Genomic DNA, 24,480 nt, shown 5'->3' with positions numbered 1-24,480 from the left:
CCGCGTCGCCGTCCGGACGCTTCGTTGCGAGCGACGTGTCGGCGAACGCCGCTGCGACCGCACTCCGCCCTGCGTCGTCGACGAACGGGTCGAGGCTGGACAGCCGCTCCCACCCCCCGACCGTCTTCACCGTACGCGCGTCCACGCCTTCTTCGTCGAGCAATCGAAGAGCGAAATACCGGCGGAGCGTCCGGGAGGACACGTCTCGAAGCCGTTCGTCCCCGGTTCGCGCGCTCGCTCGCTCGCCCACCTCCGCGACGAGCATCTGGACGCGCCGGGGCGTCACTGACACCAGTCGCTGGTCGTCCGCGACGCCGGCAGTGCGCGCGTACTGCCGGAGGTCGTGCTCGACGTCCGCCGGCAGGTACGCGAATCGGTCGGTGTCGCCGTCACCGTCGGGCACGCGGAGGAAGTAGTGTTCGATGCGATCGTCCTCGTGCGTCGTGACGTGCTGGGGCCTGATGCGCGTAATCTCGGCCGGCCGGAGGCCGACTTCGCCGGCGAGCCGAACGACGAGTTCCTCGCGGTGGGTCTCCGTCGCTCGACGGAGCCGGCTGTACGCCGCCGACGACAGGTCCGACTGGGAGGACCGCTCCGAGCCCATTTTCGCTAGCCAACGAAAACACGAAACAAGAAGGTTTCGCAGTACCCGCAGACGGTTCGTCGTGCCGGAGAGCCAGGCGTTCGCTGCCGGACGGGCCGTCGTGACAGAGTGCCAACCTGTAGGCTGCTGGACGGTCGCGACGAGGCAGGAGAGCACCGGATTGCGTCAGTCGCGGTCAGCGAGCGCGGATTCGAGTTCGCCGACGACTTCCGGGTTACGGAGCGCGCTGGTGTCCCCGAGGTCGTCGTCGTGGGCGACGGCTTCGAGGAAGCGGCGCATCACCTTCCCGGAGCGCGTCTTCGGGAGCTCCGGCGTGAAAACGACGACGTCGGGGACGGCGATGGGGCCGATAGCGTCCTCGACGGCGGCGTCGATGCGGTCGCGGAGCGCGTCCTCGTCGGCGCTCTCGACGGCGCTCGCGTACGCGTACACGGACTGGCCTTTGAGGTCGTGCGGGCCGCTGACAACGGCGGCCTCCGCGACGCCTTCGACGTCCGCGATGGCGGCCTCGATCTCCATCGTTGCGAACCGGTGACCCGAGACGTTGATCACGTCGTCGACGCGTCCGAGCAGGGTCACGTAGCCGTCCTCGTCGACGGTGGCGCCGTCCTCCGTGAAGTACGCCCAGTCGTAGTCGGAGAGGTCCGGCCGCGCCGGGTCGCGGGCTCCGAACCAGTCGTCGTCCTCGACCATCGACAGCGGCATCCCCGGCCAGGGGTCGGTGACCACGAGGAACCCCGACTCGCCCGGTTCGACCGGGTCGCCGTCGGTGTCCACGACGCGCGCGTCGATGCCGGGGAGCGGCGGCCCCGCCGACCCCGGCTTCATGTCATCGACGCCGGGGAGCGTGGTGACCATCATGCCACCCGTCTCCGTCTGCCACCAGGTGTCGACGACGGGACAGTCACCGCCGCCGATGTGCTCGTGGTACCACTTCCACGCGCGGGGATTGATCGGCTCGCCGACGGTCCCAAGCAGGCGCAGCGACGACAGGTCGTGCGCGTCCGGGTGCGATTCGCCCCACTTCATGAACGCGCGAATCGCCGTCGGCGCGGTGTAGAACGTGTCGACGGCGTTGCGCTCGATGAGCTCCCAGACGCGGTCTTTCTCCGGGTGGTCGGGCGTGCCCTCGTAGAGCATCGTCGTGGCGCCCAGCGCCAGCGGTCCGTACACCGTGTACGAGTGGCCGGTGATCCAGCCGATGTCCGCCGAACACCAGTGCGTGTCCGCCGGCTTGACGTCGAGGACTGCGTGGCTCGTCCACGCCGCGTGTGCGAGATAGCCGCCGGTCGTGTGTCGGACTGGCGTGGGTACCCCGGTCGTGCCGGACGTGTGGATGAGGAACAGCTGGTCGGTGGCGGCTCGGGGCACCGGGTCGACGGTCTCCCCGCGGTGGTCGGTGACCAGCCCCTCGTAGTCGTACTCGTCGTCGGTCAACGGCGTGTCGTCGCCGAGGCGGTCGACGACCACCGTTGCCTCGACGCCGCCGTCCAGCGAGATTGCCGCGTTGTCAGCCTTGTTCTTCAACTGGACCGGCGCGCCGCGGCGGTAGTAGCCGTCGCAGGTGACCAGGAACTCCGAGTCCGCCGACTCCATGCGGGTCGCCAGCGCGTCCGCGGAGAACCCCGCGAACACCACGGAGTGGGGCGCGCCGATGCGCGCACACGCCAGCATCGCCACCGGCAACTCCGGGACGACGGGCATGTAGAGCGTGACGACGTCGTCCTCCTCGACGCCCAGCTCGCGCAGCGCCGCCGCGAACTCGTTGACCTCCCGGTAGAGGTCCAGGTACGAATACGTCCGCGATTCGCCGAGCCGTCCCTCCCACGTGATCGCGACCTGGTTCTTCCGGTCTGCGAGGTGGCGGTCGACGCAGTTGTACGACGCGTTCAGTTCGCCGCCGTCGAACCACCGGAACGGCGGCGCGTCGCCGCCGAGCACGGCGTCGTACTCCGTCGTCCAGTCCAGCAAGTCGGCGGCGACCCTCCAGCAGTCCGGCCAGTCCTCGGCGAATGCGTCGCGGACGCCCGGGTCGCTGACGTTCGCTTGCTCGACGAACGACGCCGGCGGCTCGACGCGTTCGCCGCCGCCGACTCGAGGCTGGGTCCGCGACTCGTCTTCCCCGTCCATCACCTCGACGTACGGCCGCCCGCGAATAAACGTTCGCCCTCGGAACCGCCGGGAAACGGCCGGGTTCGGGCCGGTAGTCGCGTCGGGGTTTGAAGCGGCGGCGGAGCCTCGTCACATCCAGCAGTAGCGGAGCGTCAGTCCCGGTCCGCCCCCGGAACGTCCGCCTTGTCGTCCGCTGGCGGTTCGACGGCATCGCTGTCTGCGGTCTGCTCCGTCTCGCCGGCGCCCTCCGAAACGTCCGCCGGACGCCGTTGGCCGCTCGGCTCGTCGTCGAACTCCGGCGGTTCGAATGCGACGAGCACCTCATCGCCGACGGCGTAGAACGTCCCGGTGTCGGGATCCTCGACGACGCCGGCGTTCGTGTCGATGGCGAAGTCCACGAGGTCGGCGAGCGACTCGGCGTCCGCACGCGGGAGGTCGTGGACCGCGTCCGGCAGTCGGACTGCGACGATCCACTCGTCGAAGGTCGCGCGGTCCTGCTGGAAGGTCAGGCGGCTGCGCTCGTCGGCACTGAGTTCGAGCAGGCCCCGTCGACGACCGAATGCGAGCGCCACCAGGCCACCACCCGCGACCAGGAAGAGCACCGGACCGCCGACCGACCACAGTGGTCCGTAGCTGCGCTCCACCTGGACCGTCTCGGTCGTGGTCAGCGTCTCGCTGGTCCGGCCCGGCGACCCGACGGAGTAGGTGTCGCCGTCGATCGAGAGCGGCAGGCGCTGCGTGAACGACAGTTCCGCGGGGCCGCCGTCCGCAGTCCCCTCCGCCGTGACGGCCATCGCGACGAACGTCTCGAGGTCGCCCGGCGTCTGGCCGAGTCCGTCTCGGATCTCCGAGCGGCGGTCGGCGACGTCGCTGACGTTTACCGCGAACGAGACCGTGCGTTGCTCGCCCGAGGCAACGGTGGTGTCGGTCGTCGCGAGCTGCCTGCGTTCGGTCCAGTAGACGACGTCCTCGCCGACTTCCTGCACGACCAGTTCAGCGTCGACGCTGAGGTCGGCGTCGGTTGCCTCCACGCTCGCGTATTCGGCGGTGAACTCGCCGTCCAGTACCGGGGCGACGGTGAGGTAGTACGTCTGTCTGTCGGACAGCACGGTCCCCCGGTCGAAGACGGGGTTCTCCCGGGTCACGGTCGCGGAGTGGTCGAACTCGCCAGTGACAGTCCAGTGCGCTTGCTCGGACTGCTGTTCGGACGTTCCGGGGGTCGCGTGCGCGGTCATCGTCGCCCAGCCTCCGACGGCGGCTGCGGCCAGCAACGCCACCACGAGAACGGGAAACCACGACGACGCGATAGCGCGAACACGTACCCAGCCGGTCCCCCTGCCCATGCGGCTGCGTGTGTCGCGGCGTAGCATAGAACTGTCGGTCAGAAAACCAAAGCCGGCGCGTTGCGGGCCGGCGTCGGAAAGAATCCCGGTTCACTCAGCGTGTCAGGTACCGAACCAGGCGGTGCCACAGCGAGCGACTGTGTCGGGACTCGCGAGAGCGAACCCGGACCCGACGCTCGCCGAGGAGAACGACCCCCAACAGCGCGACGCCACCCGCCAGTACCGCGTCGATGGCGAGAATCGGCAGCCAGGGGTGGGTGCCGTACAGCGTCTCGATGACCGAGTGAGGCAGCACCGCGAGGTAGCGGTGTTCCGTGACGAACCGCCGATAGTAGCCCGTCTCGTCGGGTGCAGTCAGGGTGACGTCCACCGTCGCCGAGTCCCGGCCGCCGACGCGCACCCGTTCCGGCGAGACTCGGACGCCCTCGCTCGCCGGTTCGACGTACGCGTAGAGCGGGACCAGTCCCGCGTTCGGCACGCGATACGGCAGGGTCGAGGTCTCACCGGTCTCGATGACGGTGGGGCTCTCGGCGGAGAACTCCGCGCTGACGACGCCGAACTCCTCGCTGCCGGCAGGGACGGTCATCGCGGCGGTCGCAGCAATCACCAGTATCGCCGCCAGCACGGCGACGATGACGGCTGGCGAAACGCCGTGGTCGCGTCGCCGGTCGCGCGAATTGTCGCGTTGCGGGCCGCGGCCCGAGTACAGCAAGTCGAACACGTACAGGAGCGCCGACAACGCGAGGAGGAGGTACGCCAGCCCCTGCGCGCCGAGGAAGACGCTGTTCCCAGTCAGCACCGCGAGCTGCCGCTGCACGGTCTCGAACGCCTCCTGGAGGCCAGTCACGACGGTGCCGACGTTGGGAATGACGACGACTGTCCCCCCGACCTGGAGCGCTTTCGCGACGACCTGCGCGTCCTTCACTGGCGGTTCTCCGCCGTCCTGGTCAGTGAACGGGTTGGCGTCGCCGCGCGTGACGTACCCGCGGTCGGTGACGTCCACGACGCGATGCGTGGTCAGGCCGCCGCCCTGGATTTCCTCCGCGCGGAACACCACGACGTCGCCCTCCTGGACGCCGCCGGCGAGCGCTGACGGCACCGCGACGAACCCGTCCCCGGGGTTCATCGTGGGTTCCATGCTCCCGGTTTCGACGTACCCGAGCAGTACTGGCGTGCCGAGTACCTGACCGACGAGCAACGCGACCACGGCTACGACCACCAGGGCCTCGACGCCCACCGTGACCGCGCGCCGTAGTGACATGTCGGTTCGGTTACTTTGACGTAGCAAGCGGGCAAAAGTCCACCGTCGGTCGCATCGGCCATCCGGGCCATCCAGTCCAGCCGAGTCGTCCGTGCCATCCGAGCCATCCGGGCCATCCAGTCCAGCCGAGTCGTCCGTGCCATCCGAGCCATCCGGGCCATCCAGCCCAGCCGAGCCGTCCGAGCCATCCGACCGTCCGGACTGTCCGGGCAGTCGAGGCGACGGGAGCTGTTTTATCGCATCGAATCGCCCGCTCCCCTCCCGGAATCAGCGACGCCGGCGTCCGCGTCGAACAGCCCCATCGAGACAGCAACGTACGGTACGATGAACCCGAGGCAGAACCCGAGCAGGTGCACGTAGAGGTTCACCTGGGTCCCGCCGACGGCCCCTCGAGCGGGGAACCCCACGAACGGATACCCGAAGAACAGCACCGACCCGAGGAGGCCGCCGTCGAACCACCCACTGGATACGTCGGGGAGGAAAGCGGACCCGCTGTTCGGGGTACGACGCGATTGCGTCCGCCACGCCAGCGCCGCCGAAACGAAGTACGCCGACGCGACGACGACGCCCGCCGCCGCAACTGCCAGCGACACCGTGTTCGACGGAAGCGCGACGACGGCGGTGATCGCGAGCGCCCCGAAGAAGACGCCGGGGGCGTGACGGACCCGAATCCTGTGGTCCACGCGCTGGCTCGCGTACGCCACCACGACGACGCCGAGCAGGCCGGCGAACGCCATGTTCACGCCGGAGAGCCCGTAGCCGATGGCGCGACGCGGCACGGTGAGGTTCAGCGCGGACAGGACCGGCGGGAACGCAATCAGGAACGTCACCGCAGTCGCGGCGAAGAGCCGCCGGTACCCCGCGAGTGCCGCGAGCACGTACCCGAATCCCGCGAGCAGGACGTACGCGAGGACGTTCGCCGCCAGGTGTTCCACCCTGAAGTGCACGAAGTGCGCCGCGTACGCGGAACCCGCGGTGGGGTCGTGGTAGGCGAACGCGAGCGCTCGACGAGTCTCCATCGGCAACAGGAACACCGCAGCGACGAGTACTGGAACGGCTGCCAGCGCCAGGCAGTCCCGGACGCGAACCGCGTCCCGCAGCACTGCCGTGAACGAACGCTGTGCAGCTGAACCGTCCATGCCAACGACTGGTAGTCGGTCTGTCAAAAGCGTATCTCCGGAGTCGTCGCACATTAGCGCCAGGGCGCCCGCCGCGCGAGGAACAGCGTGGCTGCGATCAGGCCGAGCAGCGTCACGAGCCCGACCAGCTCATCGAGTCCGAAGCCCGCCGGTTCCTCGGCGACGCTTTCGGGCGTCGATACGTCCGACGAGCCGGACTGACCGTTCCGGGAGCCGGCCGACCCGTCGGATGGTTCGACGACGAACGACCCCGCGTCGACGCCGTCGACCGCGACGTCGTATTCGCCGGTGTCGTTGCGCGCAACTGGGACAGTCACGCTCGCGGTTTCACCCGCGTCGACCGCGACCGTCCGCTCGGCGGCGACGGTGCCGTCGACTGTCACGGCAATCCGACGTTCGCCACTGATCGTGCCGTCGTTCGCGACTGTCGCAGTCACTGCGACGGGGTCACCGGGCTGCACAGTCGTCTGACCGAGCGCGGCCTGCGCGACAGCGAGTCGGGCGCGGTCGGCCGCGACCACGAACGACGAGAATCCGGGCGCGTCAGCTTCGAAGTACGCTCGGCCGTCACGCCGCTCGGTCACCGAGACGTCGAGCGCAGAGAGGGCGCCGTCGTCGTTCCGGTAGACAGCGAGCGTCTCGACGGACGTGTCGCGGGCCGCGAGGTATTCGTCCGCGGCGCTGAATCGCAGCGTCGCGTTCGAGACTCGCCCGATTCCGACGTCCACGCGCGCTACCCCTAGCGGGTCCGGGCCCGCGTCCCTGACGAGCGTCCGCGAAGACGCCCCCTCGACCGCGTCGATGCCGAACGACAGCGACCCGTCGTCGTTCCCCACGACGACCGTTTCGAGTTCCAGGGTCGCGCCAGCAGCCCGGTCGAGGACGAGTCCGTTCGCGTCGAACGTGTACACGCTCCCGGTGCTCGCGCCGAGAACGGCGAACCGCCGGGAATCCTCGGTCGGTGCCCGCGACTGCACAATCGGCCCGTCGAACTCGATCTCCGGTGCGTCGCTCGCCCGAACGCCCGGGGCGTCCGCGACGGTCGCGTGAACCGTGATGTCGTCGATGAGGCCGCCAGGCGTCTCTCCCCGCGTGTCCACGACCATCCCGACCGCTACGGACTCGTTAGGCGCGAGACTCACGTTGTTCGCTTCGGACTCCACGGGCTCGCCGTCGACGGAAAACGTCACCGAGTCAGCACCGTGGGACAGCCAGACGTCGGCATACTCCGAGCCAGTGTACTGCACGCGGAACACGTCGTCGAAGGTGGTGACCGAGTTGGGATTGAGGCCCGCGGCCGCCAGTTTCGGGTTCGACGCCGAGACCTCGACGACGAGTTCGCCCTCGTCGAGGGACGCGTAGTCGCTGCTCGGCGCGAGTTCGACGGACGAGCCCACCGAATCAGTCTGCCGTTCGAACAGGGGCGTTGCTCCTGACGGAAACACGAGCGTCACTGTCACCACGAGGGCAACGGCGAACGTGAGGACGCGTGCTCGGTTTGTCACGGGGGTCACCTCCTGTTGGTCGCCCCGGCCGGCACAGTCGATACCGTCGACGTACACCGGCGGGCCAGGTTGGCGTTATTTCTTCACAGTTGTAGTATTGTGATGCCTGAAGAGATTTAATCGGGAGTCAGAACGTGGAGATCCGTATCTGCCCGGACAGGTCCGTGTCATCGACGTCGGCGTCCACCGCACGCGTATCGACCAGGAACGAGCACCGGTAGGCTGTTCCGGCCGGAATCGTGTCACTGGACGCTTCGACGTTGTTCCCGTTGGATTCGTCGATGCGAATCCGCAGGTACTGTGAGTTCGCGCCCGTCGGCTCGAACTGGAAGTAGATGTACGCCCCGTTGAAGTTGTCAGTGTCCGCAGCCTCGTACGCGATACGGATTCCGTGTTCGGCCATGTCCTGATTCCTGATAGCGAACGCGTAATCGTCGCCCATGCCGTCTTGCCAATCGAGTGCGGGCGTATCGTTGAGGCTGGTGCCCGGCATACTCCAGGTGTTCGAACTGTCGAAGACGCCCACCTGGTACCGCGAATTGACGTTCACGCCGTCGGCGTTGCCATCCGCAGTGAAGTCGATCACGAGTTCGCCGTTCGACTCACGGACGACGTCACTCTCGATGTTCGGACCCGGCTCGAGCGCAACCAGGCCGTTCGTGTCGTTCACGACGTCGACGTTCGCAGCTCGGCTCGCGCTCATCTGACTGAACGCACCCGTCCCTGTTGCGACTGCTCCCGCAGCAGCGAGCGATCCGATCCCAGCGATGAACTTTCGGCGTCGCATGATTGGTTGTTCTCCGAATTTGCTACTCGGCCGACACAGTGAGTGTCCCCGAAAGGTCGTCGTCGACTGAGCCGTCGCGAGTGTCGATGAACAGAGACACTCCAATTCGCCCACCGGGTTCCAGGCGAATGTCACCCGGTTGGCCGCCTCCGTGGTCCTTGAACGCGATCTCACCGGGCAGCCAGGTCGATTGGGTGGGGATGTTCGACGCGGAATCCACGGTTTCGGCGCTCCTCGACGCCCCCATCATGAACACCTCCGAGTCACCTGGATCGCCGTCGAACTCGTACTGGATCCGCACGACGTGCGCCGTGGAATCCTGATTGATCACAGAGAACGCCGGGAGGTGGTGGGGATCACCCGGGTACTCCGGTGTCGGGAGTTTGTCCTGCGGTGGCATCCAGTTGTACTGTCCGAAGTACCCGATCTGGTAGCGTGACCCGACGTTGACCCCCTGGCCGCCTTCCGAACTCGTGAAGTCGATTTTCAGCGCTCCCTGAGTACCGGTGTGGTAGACGCGGTCGCCAGCAACGTCGCCGGGCTCCAGCGCAACGAGCCCGTCCGAGTCGGTGACGACGTCGACGTCCGCAGCTCGGCTCGCGGACATACTGCTGAACGCACCCGTCCCGATTCCTGCTGCCCCCGCGGCAGCGAGCGACCCGACACCTGCGATGAATTTTCGTCGTTGCATGGGTTGGTCCCGTAATTTTGGTTACTCCGCGAGGACGGTGAGCGTCCCCGACAGGTCGAGGTCGCTCGGCGCCATCGAGACGTCTCGAGTGTCGACCAGAACGACCCCGCCGATAGTGTCCCCCGGGGCGAACGGGTCCCCACTCTTCGGGATCTCCTGGCCCTCGTCGCTGAGGTACGCTTCGGTGTCGGTTCCGGTGATTTTCCGGTTGCCCGAGCGGCCGCCGATCGTGTGATGGGTGATGCCCGTGTCGTGGTCGTGCCAGAACTGGAAGTAGATGGTCGCGTTCCCGATGTCGTTGGCGTCACACTCGTAGCCGATGTCGACGGTGTGGTTGGCCGAATCCTGGTTCACGATCTCGAGGGCCGCAGTGCCGGACGAAGCGACCTCGAGCGCTCCGTCCGGGACAGCCCAGGACTTGTCGTCGAACACGCCGACCTGATACCGAGAGTCGACGTTCACTCCCTGGCCGCCTTCGCTACTGGTGAAATCGATTCCGAGCTCTCCATCGACTTCTGAAACACGCCCATCCGCGCCGGCTCCAGCGTTGAGGGCGATGAGACCGTTCGAGTCGGTGACGACGTCGACGTCTGCGTCCCGACTCGCGGACATACTGCTGAACGCACCCGTCCCGATTCCTGCTGCCCCCGCGGCAGCGAGCGATCCCACACCAGCGATGAACTTGCGACGTTGCATTGGTCTAGTTACCTCGTTGTGCGCTCCCCCGGGGCCGCGCCGGGGGAACGCTCACTTGGCGACTGGAAGGGTGCGGACGTAGTATTGATACGGCTGAGAGCGTTCAGCCTGGGTCTGCCATTCGTCCGACCAGGGTCAGACTAACCCTGGCCTGGTGCCGCACTCTGACAACCGCCTCCTAAATCACTGTCAGGCCGACCCTGAAGCGTCGAGAAACGTATTTCGTATCAGTCATTAAACCAGGAATTATATTCGGTAATTTGGTTCTAAAGCTCCTCTACCGCTCGAGAACGTCACTTACACGGATTTCCGGAGGAGCCATTTTCACCTTAACTATCGCCAACACTTATGCCCTGTAAGGAGAGTATACGACACGTGGTGTCATCCGTGAAACAGCAGCGGGGGCAGGGGGAGCCGTCCGATGCGACGGATGCAGGTTTGCGTACGGGGGATGACGTAGACCCGCCGTCGCAGGACGAGCTGTTCGACGTCCTCTCGAATCGGCGCCGACGGTACGCCGTGCACGCGCTCGAGCGCGAACACGGTCCCGTCGAACTCGGCGACGTCGCCGAGCAGGTCGCCGCCTGGGAGTACGACGTGGACGTCGAGCAGGTCTCGTACGACGAGCGCAAGCGAGTGTACACTGCGCTCCAGCAGTCCCACCTCCCAATGATGGACGACGCGGGAGTTGTGGAGTTCGACAAAAACCGCGGTACGGTCGAGGCGACGCCGGCACTCGAGGACGTCGAGGTGTACATGGACGTGGTGCGCGGGCACGAGATTCCGTGGAGTGTCTACTACCTCGGGCTCTCGGGCGTCGCGGCGTCGCTGATGGCGGCCGTCTGGGTCAACGCGTGGCCGTTCTCGCTGTTCCCCGACGCCGCCTGGGGGGTCGCCGTCGTCGCGATGTTCGCGGTCTCTGCGGTCGCGCACACCTATTACGCGCGGGGACAACGCATCGGGGAGACCGAGGACCCACCGGGACTCGATTCGTAATGACAATTCGGAGGACGGTCAGCGTGATGCTCGCGCTCGTGGCGGTCGCGATGCTCGCCACGAGCACCCTCGGGTACAGCACCGCGAGCGTGGACCGCGGCGTCCAGGTGAACGTCGTGGAGGCCGAGGACGCGACCGTAAACGTATCTGTGTGCGAACGCGGGCAGGCTACCGACCAGGGGAACGGCGCTGACCCCGTGCAAGTGACAGTCACAAATCACCACGCGGACTCGTTCACGGTCCAATCGATCGCGTGGAGCGAGGACGCTCACCCGACCGACACCGGAATGGAACCCGGAGACACCGTCGCCCCAGGGAGCAGTGTCACGTACGACGACGCCTTCGGGTCTGACGAAGTCACCGTCGTGGTCTCCGGGGGCCTCGACGCGGCGGTAACCGTGGCCGTCGAACCGTGCGGCACCGAGAACTCGGACGCGTCCGGCGGCCCGAGTGAGGGTTCGAATGCCGCCTCGCAGACCACGACCACAGGCTACCTTCCTGTCCCGACCGAGTAGGGGACGAGAACACCGCCAATCGCTTCTCCGCCACCATCCCAGCCCGACAGCCTTCCAGCGCTGCGTCCGCCCGTAGCGAAGCTGGGAGGGATTCGCACACATCAACAAAACTTATTGTACAGGGGCAAATTGTACGAATCGACTCGCGGCTCGGACCGGCCGAGCCCGCAACCGGGTGACACACCGATGACCACCACACTCCACGCGACGGACGCCCGCTCCAGTAGCGGCGCGTCTCTGCTCTCTCGTGTGGGGTTCGTGGTCGCCGGATATCGCCCGAACGCGCAGTCCGCGTCCATCCTCGCCGCGTGAAGCGGTGACGGAACCCCGAGGGGGACGCGGTTCGCTGTCGGCCCACGCCGACGGTGCTGCGTGTTCTTCTCGTGGTTCCATGGGTGAGCGCGGGCTGTGTCCGCTCCCGACGGACGGCCCGTGGACGCCGGCGTCCTCGCCGGCACCGAGTTCGACTCTCGGCGGGAGTCTATGGCCACAGTCTGCCAACAGGTCCGCCTCGTCGCTGACCTCACGATGAACGTCCCTCGCGACGCCGCTGGTGACCTCGAATGCGGCGCCGAGCGTCTCCTGAGCGGCATCGACGCCGTCGACGCGGTCGACGCAGTCGACGTCACGAACCTCCAGCCCCGGCTCAACGACCTCCAGATCGAGGCGACCGTCACGGTCGCTGTCGACGTCGCGGAGTCGGCAGAGGGTCGACGCGCCGATACTGACGCGACCGAACCCGGCGTCGAGGCCGCGAGCGCCGTCCTCGCGGATGGCTTCGGCGTCACCGCCGTCGACGCGGCGCAACTCGCCCACTCGACTGCTGGCGCCGACACGCCCGTCCAGGAGTACGGGTGACGACGACGCACCGCGCGTGCCGCGAGCGGTCGGTAGAACTAAGTGTCGAACCGCACCGACGTTGGTGTAAAGCGTCCTTTACGGGCGTGGCCGCCAACCATGTCAGGAACCGCAACGTCAGGGTCGGGTCGACTCAGGAAGCGACGGCGCTACCGGCGCCTGATGTACGCGAGCGTCCTCGCGGGGAGCTTCGGGTTCGTCGGTGGAGTCGAACTCGGCTACGACCTCATCGGCCTCGCCGTCTACTGGGCCGGCATCCTCTCGTTTCTCGCCGTGTGGCGGGGGTCGAACGTGGAACTGTACGACGAACGGGACAAGGCCATCGAGCGGCGCGCGAGCTTCGTGTCGCTCGTGGTCGTCGGCGTCGTCATGGTCGTTGCGATGTCAGTGTTCACCGCGTTGGAGTCCACGTCCGGGTTCGAGCCACCGGTGGTCTTCGAGGGCGCACTGCTGGGCTACGCCGCGACGATGGGCGTGTTCGGCGTGACCTGCTACTGGCTGCGCTGTCAGCGATGAAAAACGACGTCCGGACCTGCCGGGAGGCCGAGGGGTTGAGTCAGGCGGACCTCGCGGCCGCCGTGGGCGTCACCCGCCAGACAATCAACGCCATCGAACGGGAACGCTACGACCCCTCGCTGGAGTTGGCGTTCCAACTCGCGAAGCACTTCGACTGCCGGGTCGAGGACCTCTTCGACCCGGAAATGGACGAGTAGCGCCTCGCTCAGGGATGACTAGCGTCTGTCCGGGCGTCGGGCGCCGGTAAAACTAAGTGGTAGTGTAAAGGACGCTTTACTGTAAAGCGAGCTTTACACCCGCTATGACGTCAGCAGACAACACCTCCGACGCACGCACCGGATTGCTGAGCAAACTACGTCGCATCGACTGCACGATCAGCAGGTGGGGATACGGCGTGTCAGGGTGGGCCGGCGTGTTCATCGGCGCCGTCTCGGCACTGCTCGCCGACGACCTCGCCGCGTGGCTGTCGCTGTCTGCGACGCCGCTGCCAGACACCCTCACCGAACCGCTCGTCCTCCTCGTCCTCGTGTACGGCTTGCTCGGCGTCGCCTACGAGTACAGGCAGCGCTACGGCGGCCCGTCCTGTCGCGTCTGAAAACTGCGGTCGGGAGCGGCCGCGAGCGCGCCGCGTCAGGCCCGCCACTCCAACGCCGTCGCCGACCACGTGTAGCCCGTCCCCGCAGCCAGGAACAGGACGACGTCGCCGTCGGTCACGTCGCCGGCCTCGAGGGCTTCCCGGAGCGCGAGCGCCTGGTCGACGCTCTGGACGTGCCCGTACTCGTCGAGGTAGTAGTGGCCGTCCTCGCCGAGGCCGAGTTCGCCCGTGAGCCACTCGTGGAACGACCGCTTCATGTGCGTGATGGCGGCGAAGTCGAGGTCGTCGCGCGCGAACCCGGAGCGCTCCAGGGCGTCGTCCGCAACTGACAGGAAGTTCGGCCCACTCACCTCGCCCATCCGCTCTTTCATGTCGACGCTGGTCACGGTGAGCGTGTGCAGGCCGTCGCGGACCGTCTGCTCGTTCGGCGGGTTCTTCGACCCGCCCGCGGGCATCACGACGTCCTCGGAGAAACTGCCGTCAGTGACCGCGGCGCTCTCGTGGACGACCGCGCGCGTGCGGTCGCCGGCGTCGCGCTCGAGCACGAACGCGGAGGCGCCGCTCCCGAAGTTGAACATGAACGACGCGTCCGCGTCGCCGTAGTCGACGAGGTCCTCCTCGCGGCTGGCGGCGACGAGCAGCGCCGCGTCGACGTCGCCCGTCTGTATCTGGGCGCGCACCTGACGGAGCGCGATCGGCGCGCCCGCGCACAGCGTGTAGCTCTCCGTAGCGAACGCGTTCTCGGCGCCGACGCGATCGGCGACGTTCGCGGCGGCCGACCAGACGACGTAGTCCTTGTACTCGCTACCGTGATAGAGCACGAGGTCCAGGTCGCCGGGGTCGACGTCGGCGTCCGCGAGCGCGTCGCGAGCCGCCTCCACGCACATATCAGTAGCGTGGTCGTCATCCGGCGGGCAGACGCGTTTCTCGCGGACGCCCATCTTCTCCGTGAGGACGTCTTCGGGAACGCCGCTCTCCGCGGCGACGTCCGCGCCGGTGACGACGCGGTCGGGCGCGTAGACGCCGAGGCCGGTGAGACAGACTGTCATTTGCGGAGATTGCGGAGGTAGGCCGGAAGTCGTTTCGCCACGGGACCGCCGAGGCGGTCCCGCAGGGACCCGAGCAGGCCGCCCGGAACGTACAGGACGAACACCACGAAGACGATGCCGAGGTAGAGGCTCGCGTGCCCGTTCAGGAACGTCTCGATGCTCTGGCCGACGGTCATCCCGTTGACGATGCCCGTGTCGAGGACGCTCGGCGGCACGTACTCGCGCAGCAACGGCAGGAGGCCGCCGCCACCGCCCGTCTTCGAGAGGAACTCGCGGACGCCGCGGTCGAACAGGCGTCCGTACAGCGGCCCGGCGAGCGTCCCGAAGCCGCCGATAATCGAGGCGAGCAGGGCGTCACCGGTGACGAGGAAGTACAGCGAATTGTCCGGGGAGACCGACCGCCTGAACGCCGCGAACAGGCCGCCGGCGACGCCGGCGAAGAACCCGCTCACCGCGAACGCCGCCATCTTGTACCGGTAGGTGTCGTAGCCGACCGCCCGGGCGCGCTCCTCGTTCTCCCGGATGGCGACCAGCACGCGGCCGAACGGCGAGTGCACCATCCGCTGCATCGCGAGGTAACACACCAGGACGACCAGCCCGATCATGTAGTACGACACCTCGGTGGCGCCGAGGTCGAGGAACAACCACTCGACGGCGTCCCCGCGCAGCGGGCCGACGGCGAGGTTCAGCGCGTCGACGCCGGGGATTCCGATTTCGAAGGCGTTCGGGTGGAGTTCGTTGCTCACGGCGACGCCGTCGCGGGGGTTGGAGCCGAGGAACTCCCAGTCCCGCATGAAGACGTACGCCACCTGCGCGAATCCGAGCGTGATCATCGCGAAGTAGACGCCGGAAAGCCGGAACGACACCGAACCGATGGCCAGCGCGACCAGCGCGGCGAGCACGCCCGCGAGGAGCACGCTCACCATGAACGGCGTCTCCGGGGGCAACAGCGGCACCTTCCCGTTCGCGACGAGGATGACAAAGTAGCCGCCCGCGCCGTAGAACACCGCGTGCCCGAACGAGAGGTAGCCGGTGTACCCGGAGATGAAGTCGAAGCTCATCGCGAACAGCCCGAAGTAGAAGACGGCGGTCATCGTCTCGATCTTCGGGAGGAACGCCTCGAACACGCCGCCGGCGCCGATGGCCGTCAGCACCGAGTACACGAGCGGGTACGCGCCGAGGAACGCCACGACGAGCAGGTGTGCGACGTGGTCGTGTGCGTACTGGCGGATCCAGCGCTCGGTCGTGTCGACGCCCTGCTGGGCGTCGACTGCGTCGGTGCTAATGGCCACCCACCTCCGCGAGGCCGAAGATGCCCTGCGGACGCACGACCAGCACGCCCACCAGGATCAGGAACACCGTGAGTTCCGGGAGTCCCGAGAACGTGATGATGGCGTGGTCGAAGAGGTACGTCATCAGCGCGTCGACCATGCCGACGATGACTGCGGCGACGACCGTCCCACGGAACGACCCGAGGCCGCCGACGATGACGACGACGAACGCCGGCAGCAGTGTCTCTGACGCGAGCGGGACGCTCGCGGCCCACGCGGGATCCCACATGAGGAGCGCGCCGGCGAACCCGGCGAGGCCGGCGCCGAGCGCGAACACGACAGTGAACACGCGCCGCACGTCGATGCCGAGCGCGGCCGCCATCTCGTCGTCCTCGCTGCCCGCGCGCACCACGAGCCCGTAGCGCGTCCGGTTCAGGAACGCCCAGACGGCGACGACCGTGAGGACGCCCCACAGGATCTCGAACAGTTCGAGGTGGCTGACGGTACCGCCGAGGACTGCGAACGTGTCGGCGATGAACGACGGCTTCGTGCCGAGCGCGGCCTGCCAGTCGGTCTGGGGCTGCATCCCGTAGAACAGGACGACGATGCGCGCGAGTTCGTCGATGACGAGCGTGATGCCGAACGTCAGCAGAATCTGGTAGATGGGCGGCCGGTCGTACAGTTTCCGGATGAGCGCGACCTCCATCGCGGCGCCGAGGCCGCCGACCAGCACGCCGGCGGTCAGGCCCGCGACGAGGAACCAGACGAGCGCGCCGAAGCCGGATCCCGCGAACGTCACCATCAGGAGGCCGGCGGCGTACGCGCCGAGCATCGTCAGCGACCCGTGCGCGAAGTTGAGGACGCCGAGCAACCCGAAGATGAGGGTGAGGCCCAACGCCATCATCGCGTACAGCGACGCCTTCGCGAGACCGGAGACGAGCACGTCGACGACGGTGCCTGCGGCGCTCATGCTGACAACCTCTCGAATCGTTCGTCGTCGGTCGAAACGCCCTCCGTGGACCCCTCGTCGACGACCGTGCCGTGGTCGAGGACGTAGAACCGGTCCGCGATGTCGAGCGCGAGCGGCAGGTTCTGTTCGACGACTAGCATGGTCGTGTCTTCGGCGAGGTCCGCGAGCGCTTCGGTGACGTCCTCGACGATGAGCGGCGCGAGCCCTTCGCTGGGTTCGTCCACGAGCAGGAGGTCGTTGTCGCCGACGAGGCCGCGCGCGATAGCGAGCATCTGCTGCTGGCCGCCGGAGAGCGTGCCCGCGTCGCGGCCGCCGATCTCACCGAGGTCCGGGAACGCCTCGTACGCGCGCTCCAGGGCGTCCTCGACGTCGTCGTCGGCCGGAACCGCGAGTCGGATGTTCTCCGCGACCGTGAGGTGGGCGAACACGCGCCGGTCCTCGGGAATCCACCCGACGCCGCGGTCGGCGACCTCGTGGGTTTCGTGCCCGACGAGGCTCTCCCCGTCGTACCGGACGTCGCCGTCCCGGGGCGGCGTCAACTGCAGAATCGACCGCAGGGTCGTCGTCTTCCCGACGCCGTTGCGGCCGACGAGCGCGACGACCTCGCCGCGCTCGACGTCCAGCGTGACGCCCTCGAGGACGTGGCTCTCGCCGTAGTACGCGTGGACGTCCTCGACTTCGAGCAGGCTCACGGAGTCCCCTCCGTGGTTCGGTCCGACCGCAGACTCATGCTGTCTCCTCCACGTTTCGTTCGTAGCCGCCGAGGTACGCCTGGCGGACGGCTTCGTCGTTGCGCACGTCCTCTGGCGGGCCGTCCGCGATGACGGATCCGCGGTCGAGGACGACGACGCGGTCGCTGACGTTCATCACGATGTCCATGTTGTGTTCGACGAGCAGGACGGCGTGGTCGGTGGCGACGTCCTCGATGAGGTCGACGATTCGGCCGACGCTCTCCGAGGAGACGCCCGCGTTCGGTTCGTCCAGCAGCAGGACGTCCGGGTCGCCGGCCAGCGCCACGCCGACCTCGAGCTGGCGAGCGGCCCCGTGGCTGAGGTTCGCCGCAGTGGTGTCGGCCTCGTCTGCGAGGTCGACGCGGTCCAGAATCTCGTGCGCGCGCTCGAAGTGCGCGTCGTACGAGTGGACGTTCCGGTGGAGATGTCGGCCGGTCGCGCCGTCGGCCTGCACCGCGACGCGGACGTTCTCGAGGACCGTGCTCTGCGGGAAGATGTTCGTGATCTGGTACGAGCGGTGGACGCCGCGGCGCGCCGTCTCCGCCGGGTCCGCGCCCGTGATGTCCGCCCAGGACCCGTCGGTGTTGAGTTCCACGGCCCCCTCGCTGGGGTCGAGGACGCCGGTGAGGAGGTTGAAGAACGTGGTCTTGCCGGCGCCGTTCGGGCCGATCAGCGAACACAGTTCGTCCGCGCCGAGTTCGAAGTCCACGTGGTCGACGGCGACCAACCCCCCGAACCGGCGAGTCAATCCCTGCGTGCGTAACATCTACAGGTCGCAGTCCATCTGGTCGCTGTCTGCCGGAATCGTCGCTTCGTCGCCGGGCACGCGCGAGAGCGGGTCGCTCGGCATGATGGCCGCGCCCCACGTGTCCGACCACTCGTCGGTGGTCGGCGTGACGTTCGCGACGGTCATCTCCGACTGCGCCTGATTGTTGTACTCCTGGAACGTGTAGGCGTCCTCGCCCTTCGGCGTGTCCGAGACGGTCATCCCCTTCAGGGCGTCCGTGATGTCGCCCGCGTCAGTGGAGCTGTTCGCGCGCACCGCCTGGACGATGGCCGACGCGGCCGTGAACGTCCCGCCGCTGAACAGGTCCGGCACCTTCCCGTACGCCGACGAGTACATGTCGACGAAGTCGGTGTTGATGTCGTTGTCGTACTGGTTCCAGTGGTACCGCGTCGTGAACGGGCCGGCCTTCACGCCCTCGAGTTTCTCCTCGGTGAGCGGTTCGCCGAGCTCCTTCACGAGCGTCTGGCCGAGCGCGGCGTTCGAGATCTCGGTCGCGAACCCGCCGAACAGGCGATACGAGTAGTCGCCCTGCAGGAACTGCGAGAACATCGCGGGCAGCGTCGCGACGGTGAACCCGCCGACGACGCCCTCCGCGCCCGCGTCTTCGGCCTGCTGGAGGAGGCCCTGCCACTCGCTGTGGCGCTGCTCGACGAACCGCTTGCCCACAATCTCCACGCCCGCGTTCTGGAGCACGCGCTCGTAATTGTTCACGACCGCGCGGCCGAACGAGTAGTCCGCACCGAACAGGTAGACTTTGCTGACGTCGGTCTGCTCGGCGACGTACTTCCCGCCGCTGCGCGCGTCCATCGCCGTGTTCTCGCTCGCGCGGAACACCTGGTCGCTGCACAGCTCGCTGTTCTGTGTGATGCCCGCTGACGCGGCCGGCCCCGCCATGTACGGGACGTCCGTCTCGCCGAGCACCGTGTTGATGACGCGGCGCGCGGCACCCGAGGACGCACACCCGAACAGCATGTCGACCTCCTCCTGTGTGACGAGGTCCGTCGCGATGGACTGGGCCTCGTCGGCCTGGAACTTCGAGTCCCGGATGACGAGTTCGTAGGTCGTGTCGCCGACTTCGATCTCCTCGGTCCCCGTCTCGGGGTCCTCGATCGGGTCGGTGTCACCCTTGTACGCCAGCCCCGAGAGGAAGCCCCACAGGGACTGCTGTCCGTAGTACGCGATGTTCCCCGACAACGGCTGCATCACTCCGATTTTCATGGTATCTGGATTGTCTGAACCGGCGAGGCCAGCACATCCGGCGAGCCCGGCGATGCCCGCCGCGCCGACCGTCTTCAATACGTTTCGTCGTGACGTGCCAAACTCCGGCATATCACACTACTCTGTTACGCTTCCTGCAAGTACGACCGGGTTAACATGTGAACGACCGCCGAGACGCCGCGAAGCCGGGTCGCCGTGCCCGCCTCGGGATGCCTCGGCCGTCACTCCATGTCGTCGATCGCGTCGATGACCCGCTGGATCATCTTCTGTTCGCCGCGCCGCAGGTTCTTGGACACCGCCGGCTTCGAGACGTCGAATCGGTCCGCGAGCGTCCCGAGCGTCGCGTCCCGCGGATTCTCGTAGTAGCCGTCGCTGACTGCGGCTTCCAGCGTCTCCCGTTCGACGTCCGAGAGGTCCTTGCAGCCCTCGATGAGGGTCATCGCCGCGCCCGCGTTCTGCACGAGCTGGTGGAGTTCCGCGTCGTCGGTGTCGTCGCGGCCGACGACGTCGAACTCGTGGTCGTGCTCCAGCGCGGCGAGCGCGCCGTCGACGTCCTCGCTCTCGTCGAACCCCACGTGCCACGTTTCGGTGCCCGCTTCCGCGTAGAACGGACCCGTGATGTAGCCGTCGTGGGACTGCACGACGTGCATCGCCGCGGTGGGACCGACGACGGTCCTGAACTTCGCGACGTTGTCCACCTTCGAGAACAGTTCGTAGTCCTCGACGCCGTCGTGGCCCCGGACCGTCGACAGCCCGGATTCGAGCGCGCCCCGGTCGTCGGCTTCCGCGACCATCCGGACCTCCGTCCGCCCGGCGCCCGCGTCGCAGTGGACCGACGAGAACGCGACGTCGTGGCTATCGCTGGCATGGACGAACGGGCAGTCGTACTGCTCCATCTCCATGCTCACGTTAATCATCGTTCACTACCTACCCGACCCAGTGGAAGGACGGACAAAACGTTTGCCCTGCGGGCGGCCGGGTCAGTTCGCAGCGCCGCCGAACGCATCGCGGACGGCGTCCCTGTCGATTTTCGACGGGCCGCTGGTCGGCATCTCGTCGACGAACGCCAGCGCCCGCGGGTGCTTGAATCCCGCGAGGCGGTCCTCGAGGAACGAGTCGAGTTCGTCGAGAGTCAGCGACTCGTCGCCCTCCACGACGGCTTTCCCCACCGTCCCCCACGTGTCGTCGGAGACGCCGATGACGACGACTTCGTCGACCTTCGGGTGGTCGGCGACGGCGTCCTCAACTTCCGGCGGGTAGACGTTCTCGCCGCCGCTGACGAACATGTTCTTCTTGCGGCCCTCGATGTAGTAGTAGCCGTCCGCGTCCGTTCGCGCGAGGTCACCCGTCGACACCCACCCCGGCGAGACGCCGTCGACGGTCGGGTCCTCGACGGGTTCCGTGTCGAACGTCTCGGCCGACTCCGACGGCGCGCGCCAGTACCCCGCCGCGGCGTGCGGCCCGCGGAGTTCGAGTTCGCCGACTTCGCCCCGGTCGACGCGCTCGCCGCGGTCGTCGACGATCCGGGCGTCGACGTGCATCGCGGGGACGCCGACGCTGTCGGCTTTCTCGTGGGACCAGTTGTCGGGCATCGAGAAGTTGTTCGGCCCGCACTCCGTGAGCCCGTAACCCTGCGAGAGGTCGACGCCGCGGTCCCACCACGCCTCCATGACGGCCTGCCGGCACGGCCCGCCGCCGCTCTTCGCGAACCGCAGCGAGGAGAGGTCGGCGTCCGGCCAGTCCGCGTGCTCGGTCATCATCCGCAGGACTGCTGGCACCGCGACCAGGACGTTCGCGTCGTACTCACCGATCAGGTCCAGCACCTGGCCCGGGTCGAAGTCGCGCGCGGTGACGACGTGCCCGCCGACGTGGAACAACGGCATCGTCAGCACGTTCCAGCCGCCCGTGTGGAACATCGGGAACACCATCGGCGTCGAGTCCTCCGGCCGTAGCCCCCACGCAGTCACGGTGTTCGTCGCGTTCCAGACGACCGACCCGTGCGTGAGAATCGTCTCCTTGGGCGTGCCGGTCGACCCCCCGGTGTGCAGGAACATGAACGGGTCGTCCGGCGAGCGAGCGTGCGTCTCCACTGGCGAGTCGTCGTCGGGGAGCTCGTCCCCGAACGCCGGTTGCTCGTGGTCGCCCGCAGTGGGAAGCACGAGCACCTCGACGTCGATGCCGTCGAGGGCGGCCGCGACGTCGTCCGCAAACGGCTCCTCGACGACGACCAGCCCCGGCGCGACCGTCCCGAGCAGTTCCGCGAGTTCGGGCGGCGCGAGGCGATGAGACAGCGGCGCGAACACGCCGCCCGTCTTCCCGCAGGCGAACACGAGGTCCACCAGTTCCGGACGGTTCCGGGAGACGACGGCGACGCGCTCGCCGTCGGCGACGCCGTACTCGCCGAGGAGTCGCGCGGTCCGGTTCGCGCGCGCGTCGAGTTCCGCGTACGTCCACGTTTCGCCGGTCGTCGCGTCCGTGAGCGCGGGTTCCTCGGGGGAGAGCGTCGCGCGACGAGCGCTCCAGTCGCCGACCCAGTCGCCGACCTCAGACATCGCGGAGGAACGTCAGGAGGTGGTCGTTCACGTAGTCGCTGTCCTCGATGAAGAACAGGTGCGGGCCGCCCGCCACGAGTTCCAGGCGGCTGTCCGGCAGGCGTTCGTGGAGGCGGCGCGCGTTCTCGACGGGGAGCACGCGGTCGTCGGTGCCGTGCATGACGAGCGCAGGAACGTCGACGGCTTCGAGGCGGTCGCTGGCGTCGAACTCGGTGACTGCTGCCGCCTGCGCCTGGCGAGCGCGCGCCGGCGCGTCCGACTCGAGGCGCCAGTCGATGACGTCCTCGATGACGTCGCTGTCGGCGAATTCGTCGGTCATCGCGGGCGTCATCTTGTACCGGATCTGCTCGCGTTCGTCGAGGTCCTCGGGCACGTCGAACATCCACTTCCGGGTCTCCGGCGGCATCGACTCGGCGACGTCGCCGCCCGGCGACGAACAGAACAATATCAGCGAGCGCGCGCGGTCGAACTCCAGAGCGTACTCCTGGGCGATCATGCCGCCCATGCTCGCGCCGACGACGTGCGCCTCGTCGACGCCCGCGTCCTCGAGAACCGCGTCGAGGTCGGCCGCCATCTCCGCGATGGTGTACGGCCCCTCTGGGGCGTCCGAGTCGCCGGTCCCGCGGTTGTCCGGGACGACGACGTCGTAGTCGTCGACGAGCGCGTCGCGCTGCCAGTTCCACATCCAGCGGCCGTACCCCAGTCCTTCCACGAGAACGACCGTCTCTGCGTCCCGTTGCCCGGCTCGCTCGTAGGCCAATTGGACGCCGTCGCGGGAAACCGTCTCCATACTGGCTGGATGCACGGACTCCGTCTTCAACCCCCCGTTTCACATGTTAACCGTGGGAATTTCGGGGACAGGTCTCCGACGCACACGTATGCCAGTCGCGTCCGTCGGCGACACCGCCGAGGCGTCCATCACCGTCACCGAACAGACAATCGAGGCGTTCGCCGACCTCACCGGCGACCACAACCCCATCCACGAGGACCCCGAGTACGCCAGCGAGACGATGTTCGGCGGCCGCATCGCGCACGGGATGCTGTCGGCCGGCCCCATCAGCGCCGCGGCCGCCGACCTCCCCGGGGACATCATCTACCTCTCCCAGGACCTCACCTTCGAGAACCCGGTCTACCCAGGTGACACCGTCACAGCCACCGTCGAGGTCGTCGAGGACCTCGGCGGCGACCGCCTCCGCCTCGACACGACTGCCGAGACCGACGAGACGGTCGTGACGGGCGAAGCCGTCGTCCTGTCCGTCCCGCACGAGCCCTGATTAGCCACGGAGGACCGTTCCGGACAGACTGATCGGACCTCAACAGGCGCGAACCTCCCGCGACGGGTCGCCGGTCGGCGGCTACGGGTGACCGAGAGTCCAACCGAGCAACTCCTCAGCGATAGTCCGAGTGGGAATCCCGCTCGCGGCCACCGGGTTCGCCGAACGCGTCGTCGTGCTCGTCGGGCAAAACTCCCGGGTCTGCGCTGCCGACGGCCGTCGGGTCGGGTTCCGTGAGGAAGTCGTGGAGGTCCGGGATGTCCGCGAGACTCGGGCCCGCATCGCGGCCGACGCGGAGGAGCGGTTTCGGGCCGAGGCCCGCACCCAGGTCGCCGGAATCCGTGGAGTGGTCCGAATCACCGGCATCGCGCTCCAGTTTCCCCGCGACGCGGTCGACAGACCGGTCGAAGCCCAGCGACTCGTAGTGGTCGAGCGCGGCCTCCAGGTGCGCGAGTCTGTCGTCCTCGGCGCTCGCTCGTTTCGCGCTGCGTTCGTGGCGCTGGCCGACGAGGTGGTCGCGCATCTCCGCGAACCGGTCGTCCGGAACGTCCATGTCCCGGAGTTCGTCGAGCGCGTCGTCCAACACGGCGACCGCGGCCTCGTGGTCGCGGGCGGCGGACAGACGATTCGAGCGCACGACGGCGCTGCTGTACGTCGGTTCCCAGGCGTCGAGGAACGAGTACGCCCCCGCCGTCTCGCGCGCCGCCTCGAAGTTGCGGACCGCGAGCCCGTGGTTCCGTGCGCTCCGGTGACGGTGGGCGGCCGCCCGATGCCGCTCGTAGGTCGCGTGACCGACCACCCAATCCAGGTCGATGGTCGCCGCGGCCGCCTCCGCGCCCTCGTAGCAGAGTTCGTCGGCGCGCGAGTGCGTGCGTCCGACGTCGCCAGACCAGTAGAGAGCGTTTGCGAGCACGTAGGCGAACGCCGGCACGGACTGCTCGGCGGCCGGCAGGACGGCCGTCCGCCACGCCTCCCCGCGCTCCCAGTAGTCCGCGCGCTCCGCGGCCCCC

The 24,480-nt window shown here is 67.9% G+C and carries 26 protein-coding genes and 1 pseudogene; 8 read left to right on the top strand and 19 right to left on the bottom strand.

Going from position 1 to position 24,480, the window contains the following annotated elements:
• The 9 genes from GRX66_RS05650 to GRX66_RS05610 form a co-directional block, all read right to left on the bottom strand.
• The coding region (locus GRX66_RS05650; protein WP_159525667.1) for a tyrosine-type recombinase/integrase at positions 1 to 604 on the bottom strand (604 nt) is incomplete at its 3' end.
• A gap of 165 nt (positions 605 to 769) precedes the next feature.
• Entirely contained in the window at positions 770 to 2,734 is a 1,965-nt protein-coding gene (acs, locus tag GRX66_RS05645; protein WP_159525666.1) for an acetate--CoA ligase, read from the bottom strand.
• Between the two features lie 134 nt (positions 2,735 to 2,868).
• Complete coding sequence (locus tag GRX66_RS05640) at positions 2,869 to 4,059, bottom strand: DUF5305 domain-containing protein (RefSeq protein ID WP_159525665.1); 1,191 nt, start codon at positions 4,057 to 4,059, stop codon at positions 2,869 to 2,871.
• A gap of 94 nt (positions 4,060 to 4,153) precedes the next feature.
• On the bottom strand, positions 4,154 to 5,320 hold the full coding sequence (locus tag GRX66_RS05635) for a signal peptidase I (protein ID WP_159525664.1): 1,167 nt from the start codon (positions 5,318 to 5,320) through the stop codon (positions 4,154 to 4,156).
• A 233-nt stretch (positions 5,321 to 5,553) separates the two neighbouring features.
• Positions 5,554 to 6,459, bottom strand: coding sequence for a hypothetical protein (locus GRX66_RS05630; protein WP_159525663.1), 906 nt, complete (start codon positions 6,457 to 6,459; stop codon positions 5,554 to 5,556).
• A gap of 53 nt (positions 6,460 to 6,512) precedes the next feature.
• The gene (locus tag GRX66_RS05625) at positions 6,513 to 7,964 is read right to left on the bottom strand and encodes a DUF1102 domain-containing protein (protein WP_159525662.1); all 1,452 of its coding nucleotides are present in this window, start codon (positions 7,962 to 7,964) and stop codon (positions 6,513 to 6,515) included.
• Positions 7,965 to 8,091: 127 nt separating this feature from the next.
• On the bottom strand, positions 8,092 to 8,667 hold the full coding sequence (locus GRX66_RS05620) for a hypothetical protein (protein WP_159525661.1): 576 nt from the start codon (positions 8,665 to 8,667) through the stop codon (positions 8,092 to 8,094).
• 106 nt (positions 8,668 to 8,773) lie between these two features.
• Positions 8,774 to 9,358 carry a hypothetical protein gene (locus GRX66_RS05615; protein ID WP_159525660.1) on the bottom strand — a complete coding sequence of 195 codons (585 nt, stop codon included), beginning with the start codon at positions 9,356 to 9,358 and terminating at the stop codon, positions 8,774 to 8,776.
• A 105-nt stretch (positions 9,359 to 9,463) separates the two neighbouring features.
• Positions 9,464 to 10,138, bottom strand: coding sequence for a hypothetical protein (locus GRX66_RS05610; RefSeq protein WP_159525659.1), 675 nt, complete (start codon positions 10,136 to 10,138; stop codon positions 9,464 to 9,466).
• Between the two features lie 378 nt (positions 10,139 to 10,516).
• Between GRX66_RS05610 and GRX66_RS05605 the strand changes: the two genes are divergently transcribed.
• From GRX66_RS05605 to GRX66_RS05580, 7 genes are all read left to right on the top strand, one after another.
• Entirely contained in the window at positions 10,517 to 11,134 is a 618-nt protein-coding gene (locus tag GRX66_RS05605; RefSeq protein ID WP_394351510.1) for a DUF7344 domain-containing protein, read from the top strand.
• Entirely contained in the window at positions 11,134 to 11,649 is a 516-nt protein-coding gene (locus tag GRX66_RS05600; RefSeq protein ID WP_159525657.1) for a hypothetical protein, read from the top strand. The genes GRX66_RS05605 and GRX66_RS05600 overlap by 1 nt, the downstream gene beginning before the upstream one ends.
• A 186-nt stretch (positions 11,650 to 11,835) precedes the next feature.
• Positions 11,836 to 11,961, top strand: a complete 126-nt coding sequence (locus tag GRX66_RS20255) for a hypothetical protein (protein WP_267903059.1) — start codon at positions 11,836 to 11,838, stop codon at positions 11,959 to 11,961.
• A gap of 120 nt (positions 11,962 to 12,081) precedes the next feature.
• Positions 12,082 to 12,507: a hypothetical protein gene (locus GRX66_RS05595; protein ID WP_325063974.1), complete on the top strand. Its 426-nt coding sequence runs from the start codon at positions 12,082 to 12,084 to the stop codon at positions 12,505 to 12,507.
• A 99-nt stretch (positions 12,508 to 12,606) separates the two neighbouring features.
• Positions 12,607 to 13,023, top strand: coding sequence for a DUF2178 domain-containing protein (locus GRX66_RS05590; protein ID WP_159525656.1), 417 nt, complete (start codon positions 12,607 to 12,609; stop codon positions 13,021 to 13,023).
• Positions 13,020 to 13,220 carry a helix-turn-helix transcriptional regulator gene (locus GRX66_RS05585; protein WP_159525655.1) on the top strand — a complete coding sequence of 67 codons (201 nt, stop codon included), beginning with the start codon at positions 13,020 to 13,022 and terminating at the stop codon, positions 13,218 to 13,220. Before GRX66_RS05590 ends, GRX66_RS05585 begins: the two co-directional genes overlap by 4 nt.
• A gap of 104 nt (positions 13,221 to 13,324) precedes the next feature.
• A complete protein-coding gene (locus GRX66_RS05580; protein WP_159525654.1) occupies positions 13,325 to 13,618 on the top strand; it encodes a hypothetical protein in 294 nt (97 codons plus the stop codon).
• Between the two features lie 35 nt (positions 13,619 to 13,653).
• Here GRX66_RS05580 and GRX66_RS05575 read toward each other — a convergent pair whose 3' ends face one another.
• The 9 genes from GRX66_RS05575 to GRX66_RS05535 form a co-directional block, all read right to left on the bottom strand.
• Positions 13,654 to 14,667: a 3-oxoacyl-ACP synthase gene (locus GRX66_RS05575; RefSeq protein ID WP_159525653.1), complete on the bottom strand. Its 1,014-nt coding sequence runs from the start codon at positions 14,665 to 14,667 to the stop codon at positions 13,654 to 13,656.
• On the bottom strand, positions 14,664 to 15,959 hold the full coding sequence (locus tag GRX66_RS05570) for a branched-chain amino acid ABC transporter permease (RefSeq protein ID WP_394351509.1): 1,296 nt from the start codon (positions 15,957 to 15,959) through the stop codon (positions 14,664 to 14,666). Before GRX66_RS05570 ends, GRX66_RS05575 begins: the two co-directional genes overlap by 4 nt.
• The gene (locus GRX66_RS05565; protein WP_159525652.1) at positions 15,949 to 16,908 is read right to left on the bottom strand and encodes a branched-chain amino acid ABC transporter permease; all 960 of its coding nucleotides are present in this window, start codon (positions 16,906 to 16,908) and stop codon (positions 15,949 to 15,951) included. Before GRX66_RS05565 ends, GRX66_RS05570 begins: the two co-directional genes overlap by 11 nt.
• Positions 16,905 to 17,600 (bottom strand): ABC transporter ATP-binding protein, encoded by a 696-nt coding sequence (locus GRX66_RS05560; protein WP_325063973.1) that lies wholly within the window; start codon positions 17,598 to 17,600, stop codon positions 16,905 to 16,907. Before GRX66_RS05560 ends, GRX66_RS05565 begins: the two co-directional genes overlap by 4 nt.
• 34 nt (positions 17,601 to 17,634) lie before the next feature.
• Positions 17,635 to 18,405, bottom strand: a complete 771-nt coding sequence (locus GRX66_RS05555; RefSeq protein WP_159525651.1) for an ABC transporter ATP-binding protein — start codon at positions 18,403 to 18,405, stop codon at positions 17,635 to 17,637.
• Positions 18,406 to 19,755 (bottom strand): ABC transporter substrate-binding protein, encoded by a 1,350-nt coding sequence (locus GRX66_RS05550; protein WP_159525650.1) that lies wholly within the window; start codon positions 19,753 to 19,755, stop codon positions 18,406 to 18,408.
• A 110-nt stretch (positions 19,756 to 19,865) separates the two neighbouring features.
• A complete protein-coding gene (locus tag GRX66_RS05545) occupies positions 19,866 to 20,561 on the bottom strand; it encodes a helix-turn-helix domain-containing protein (protein ID WP_159525649.1) in 696 nt (231 codons plus the stop codon).
• A 63-nt stretch (positions 20,562 to 20,624) separates the two neighbouring features.
• Positions 20,625 to 22,196 carry an AMP-binding protein gene (locus GRX66_RS05540; RefSeq protein ID WP_159525648.1) on the bottom strand — a complete coding sequence of 524 codons (1,572 nt, stop codon included), beginning with the start codon at positions 22,194 to 22,196 and terminating at the stop codon, positions 20,625 to 20,627.
• On the bottom strand, positions 22,189 to 22,986 hold the full coding sequence (locus GRX66_RS05535) for an alpha/beta fold hydrolase (RefSeq protein WP_159525647.1): 798 nt from the start codon (positions 22,984 to 22,986) through the stop codon (positions 22,189 to 22,191). Before GRX66_RS05535 ends, GRX66_RS05540 begins: the two co-directional genes overlap by 8 nt.
• Before the next feature lie 88 nt (positions 22,987 to 23,074).
• Between GRX66_RS05535 and GRX66_RS05530 the strand changes: the two genes are divergently transcribed.
• Positions 23,075 to 23,470, top strand: a complete 396-nt coding sequence (locus GRX66_RS05530; protein WP_159525646.1) for a MaoC family dehydratase — start codon at positions 23,075 to 23,077, stop codon at positions 23,468 to 23,470.
• 115 nt (positions 23,471 to 23,585) lie between these two features.
• On the opposite strand, the pseudogene GRX66_RS05525 reads toward GRX66_RS05530, so the two are convergent.
• Positions 23,586 to 24,480: pseudogene (locus GRX66_RS05525) on the bottom strand (hypothetical protein); the annotation flags it as partial.

Source organism: Halobacterium bonnevillei, from assembly GCF_009831555.1.
In the GTDB taxonomy this organism is placed as follows: Archaea; Halobacteriota; Halobacteria; order Halobacteriales; family Halobacteriaceae; genus Halobacterium; species Halobacterium bonnevillei.
Note: the sequence above shows the minus strand (reverse complement) of the source record. Positions and strands in the feature narration are given on the sequence as shown.

Coding starts and splice junctions, on each gene's coding strand:
- acs (WP_159525666.1), bottom strand. CDS start 2,734: ATGGACGGGGAAGACGAGTCGCGGACCCAGCCTCGAGTCGGCGGCGGC.
- GRX66_RS05640 (WP_159525665.1), bottom strand. CDS start 4,059: ATGGGCAGGGGGACCGGCTGGGTACGTGTTCGCGCTATCGCGTCGTCG.
- GRX66_RS05635 (WP_159525664.1), bottom strand. CDS start 5,320: ATGTCACTACGGCGCGCGGTCACGGTGGGCGTCGAGGCCCTGGTGGTC.
- GRX66_RS05630 (WP_159525663.1), bottom strand. CDS start 6,459: ATGGACGGTTCAGCTGCACAGCGTTCGTTCACGGCAGTGCTGCGGGAC.
- GRX66_RS05620 (WP_159525661.1), bottom strand. CDS start 8,667: ATGAGCGCGAGCCGAGCTGCGAACGTCGACGTCGTGAACGACACGAAC.
- GRX66_RS05615 (WP_159525660.1), bottom strand. CDS start 9,358: ATGTCCGCGAGCCGAGCTGCGGACGTCGACGTCGTCACCGACTCGGAC.
- GRX66_RS05610 (WP_159525659.1), bottom strand. CDS start 10,138: ATGCAACGTCGCAAGTTCATCGCTGGTGTGGGATCGCTCGCTGCCGCG.
- GRX66_RS05600 (WP_159525657.1), top strand. CDS start 11,134: ATGACAATTCGGAGGACGGTCAGCGTGATGCTCGCGCTCGTGGCGGTC.
- GRX66_RS20255 (WP_267903059.1), top strand. CDS start 11,836: ATGACCACCACACTCCACGCGACGGACGCCCGCTCCAGTAGCGGCGCG.
- GRX66_RS05590 (WP_159525656.1), top strand. CDS start 12,607: ATGTCAGGAACCGCAACGTCAGGGTCGGGTCGACTCAGGAAGCGACGG.
- GRX66_RS05585 (WP_159525655.1), top strand. CDS start 13,020: ATGAAAAACGACGTCCGGACCTGCCGGGAGGCCGAGGGGTTGAGTCAG.
- GRX66_RS05580 (WP_159525654.1), top strand. CDS start 13,325: ATGACGTCAGCAGACAACACCTCCGACGCACGCACCGGATTGCTGAGC.
- GRX66_RS05575 (WP_159525653.1), bottom strand. CDS start 14,667: ATGACAGTCTGTCTCACCGGCCTCGGCGTCTACGCGCCCGACCGCGTC.
- GRX66_RS05565 (WP_159525652.1), bottom strand. CDS start 16,908: ATGAGCGCCGCAGGCACCGTCGTCGACGTGCTCGTCTCCGGTCTCGCG.
- GRX66_RS05555 (WP_159525651.1), bottom strand. CDS start 18,405: ATGTTACGCACGCAGGGATTGACTCGCCGGTTCGGGGGGTTGGTCGCC.
- GRX66_RS05550 (WP_159525650.1), bottom strand. CDS start 19,755: ATGCCGGAGTTTGGCACGTCACGACGAAACGTATTGAAGACGGTCGGC.
- GRX66_RS05545 (WP_159525649.1), bottom strand. CDS start 20,561: ATGATTAACGTGAGCATGGAGATGGAGCAGTACGACTGCCCGTTCGTC.
- GRX66_RS05540 (WP_159525648.1), bottom strand. CDS start 22,196: ATGTCTGAGGTCGGCGACTGGGTCGGCGACTGGAGCGCTCGTCGCGCG.
- GRX66_RS05535 (WP_159525647.1), bottom strand. CDS start 22,986: ATGGAGACGGTTTCCCGCGACGGCGTCCAATTGGCCTACGAGCGAGCC.
- GRX66_RS05530 (WP_159525646.1), top strand. CDS start 23,075: ATGCCAGTCGCGTCCGTCGGCGACACCGCCGAGGCGTCCATCACCGTC.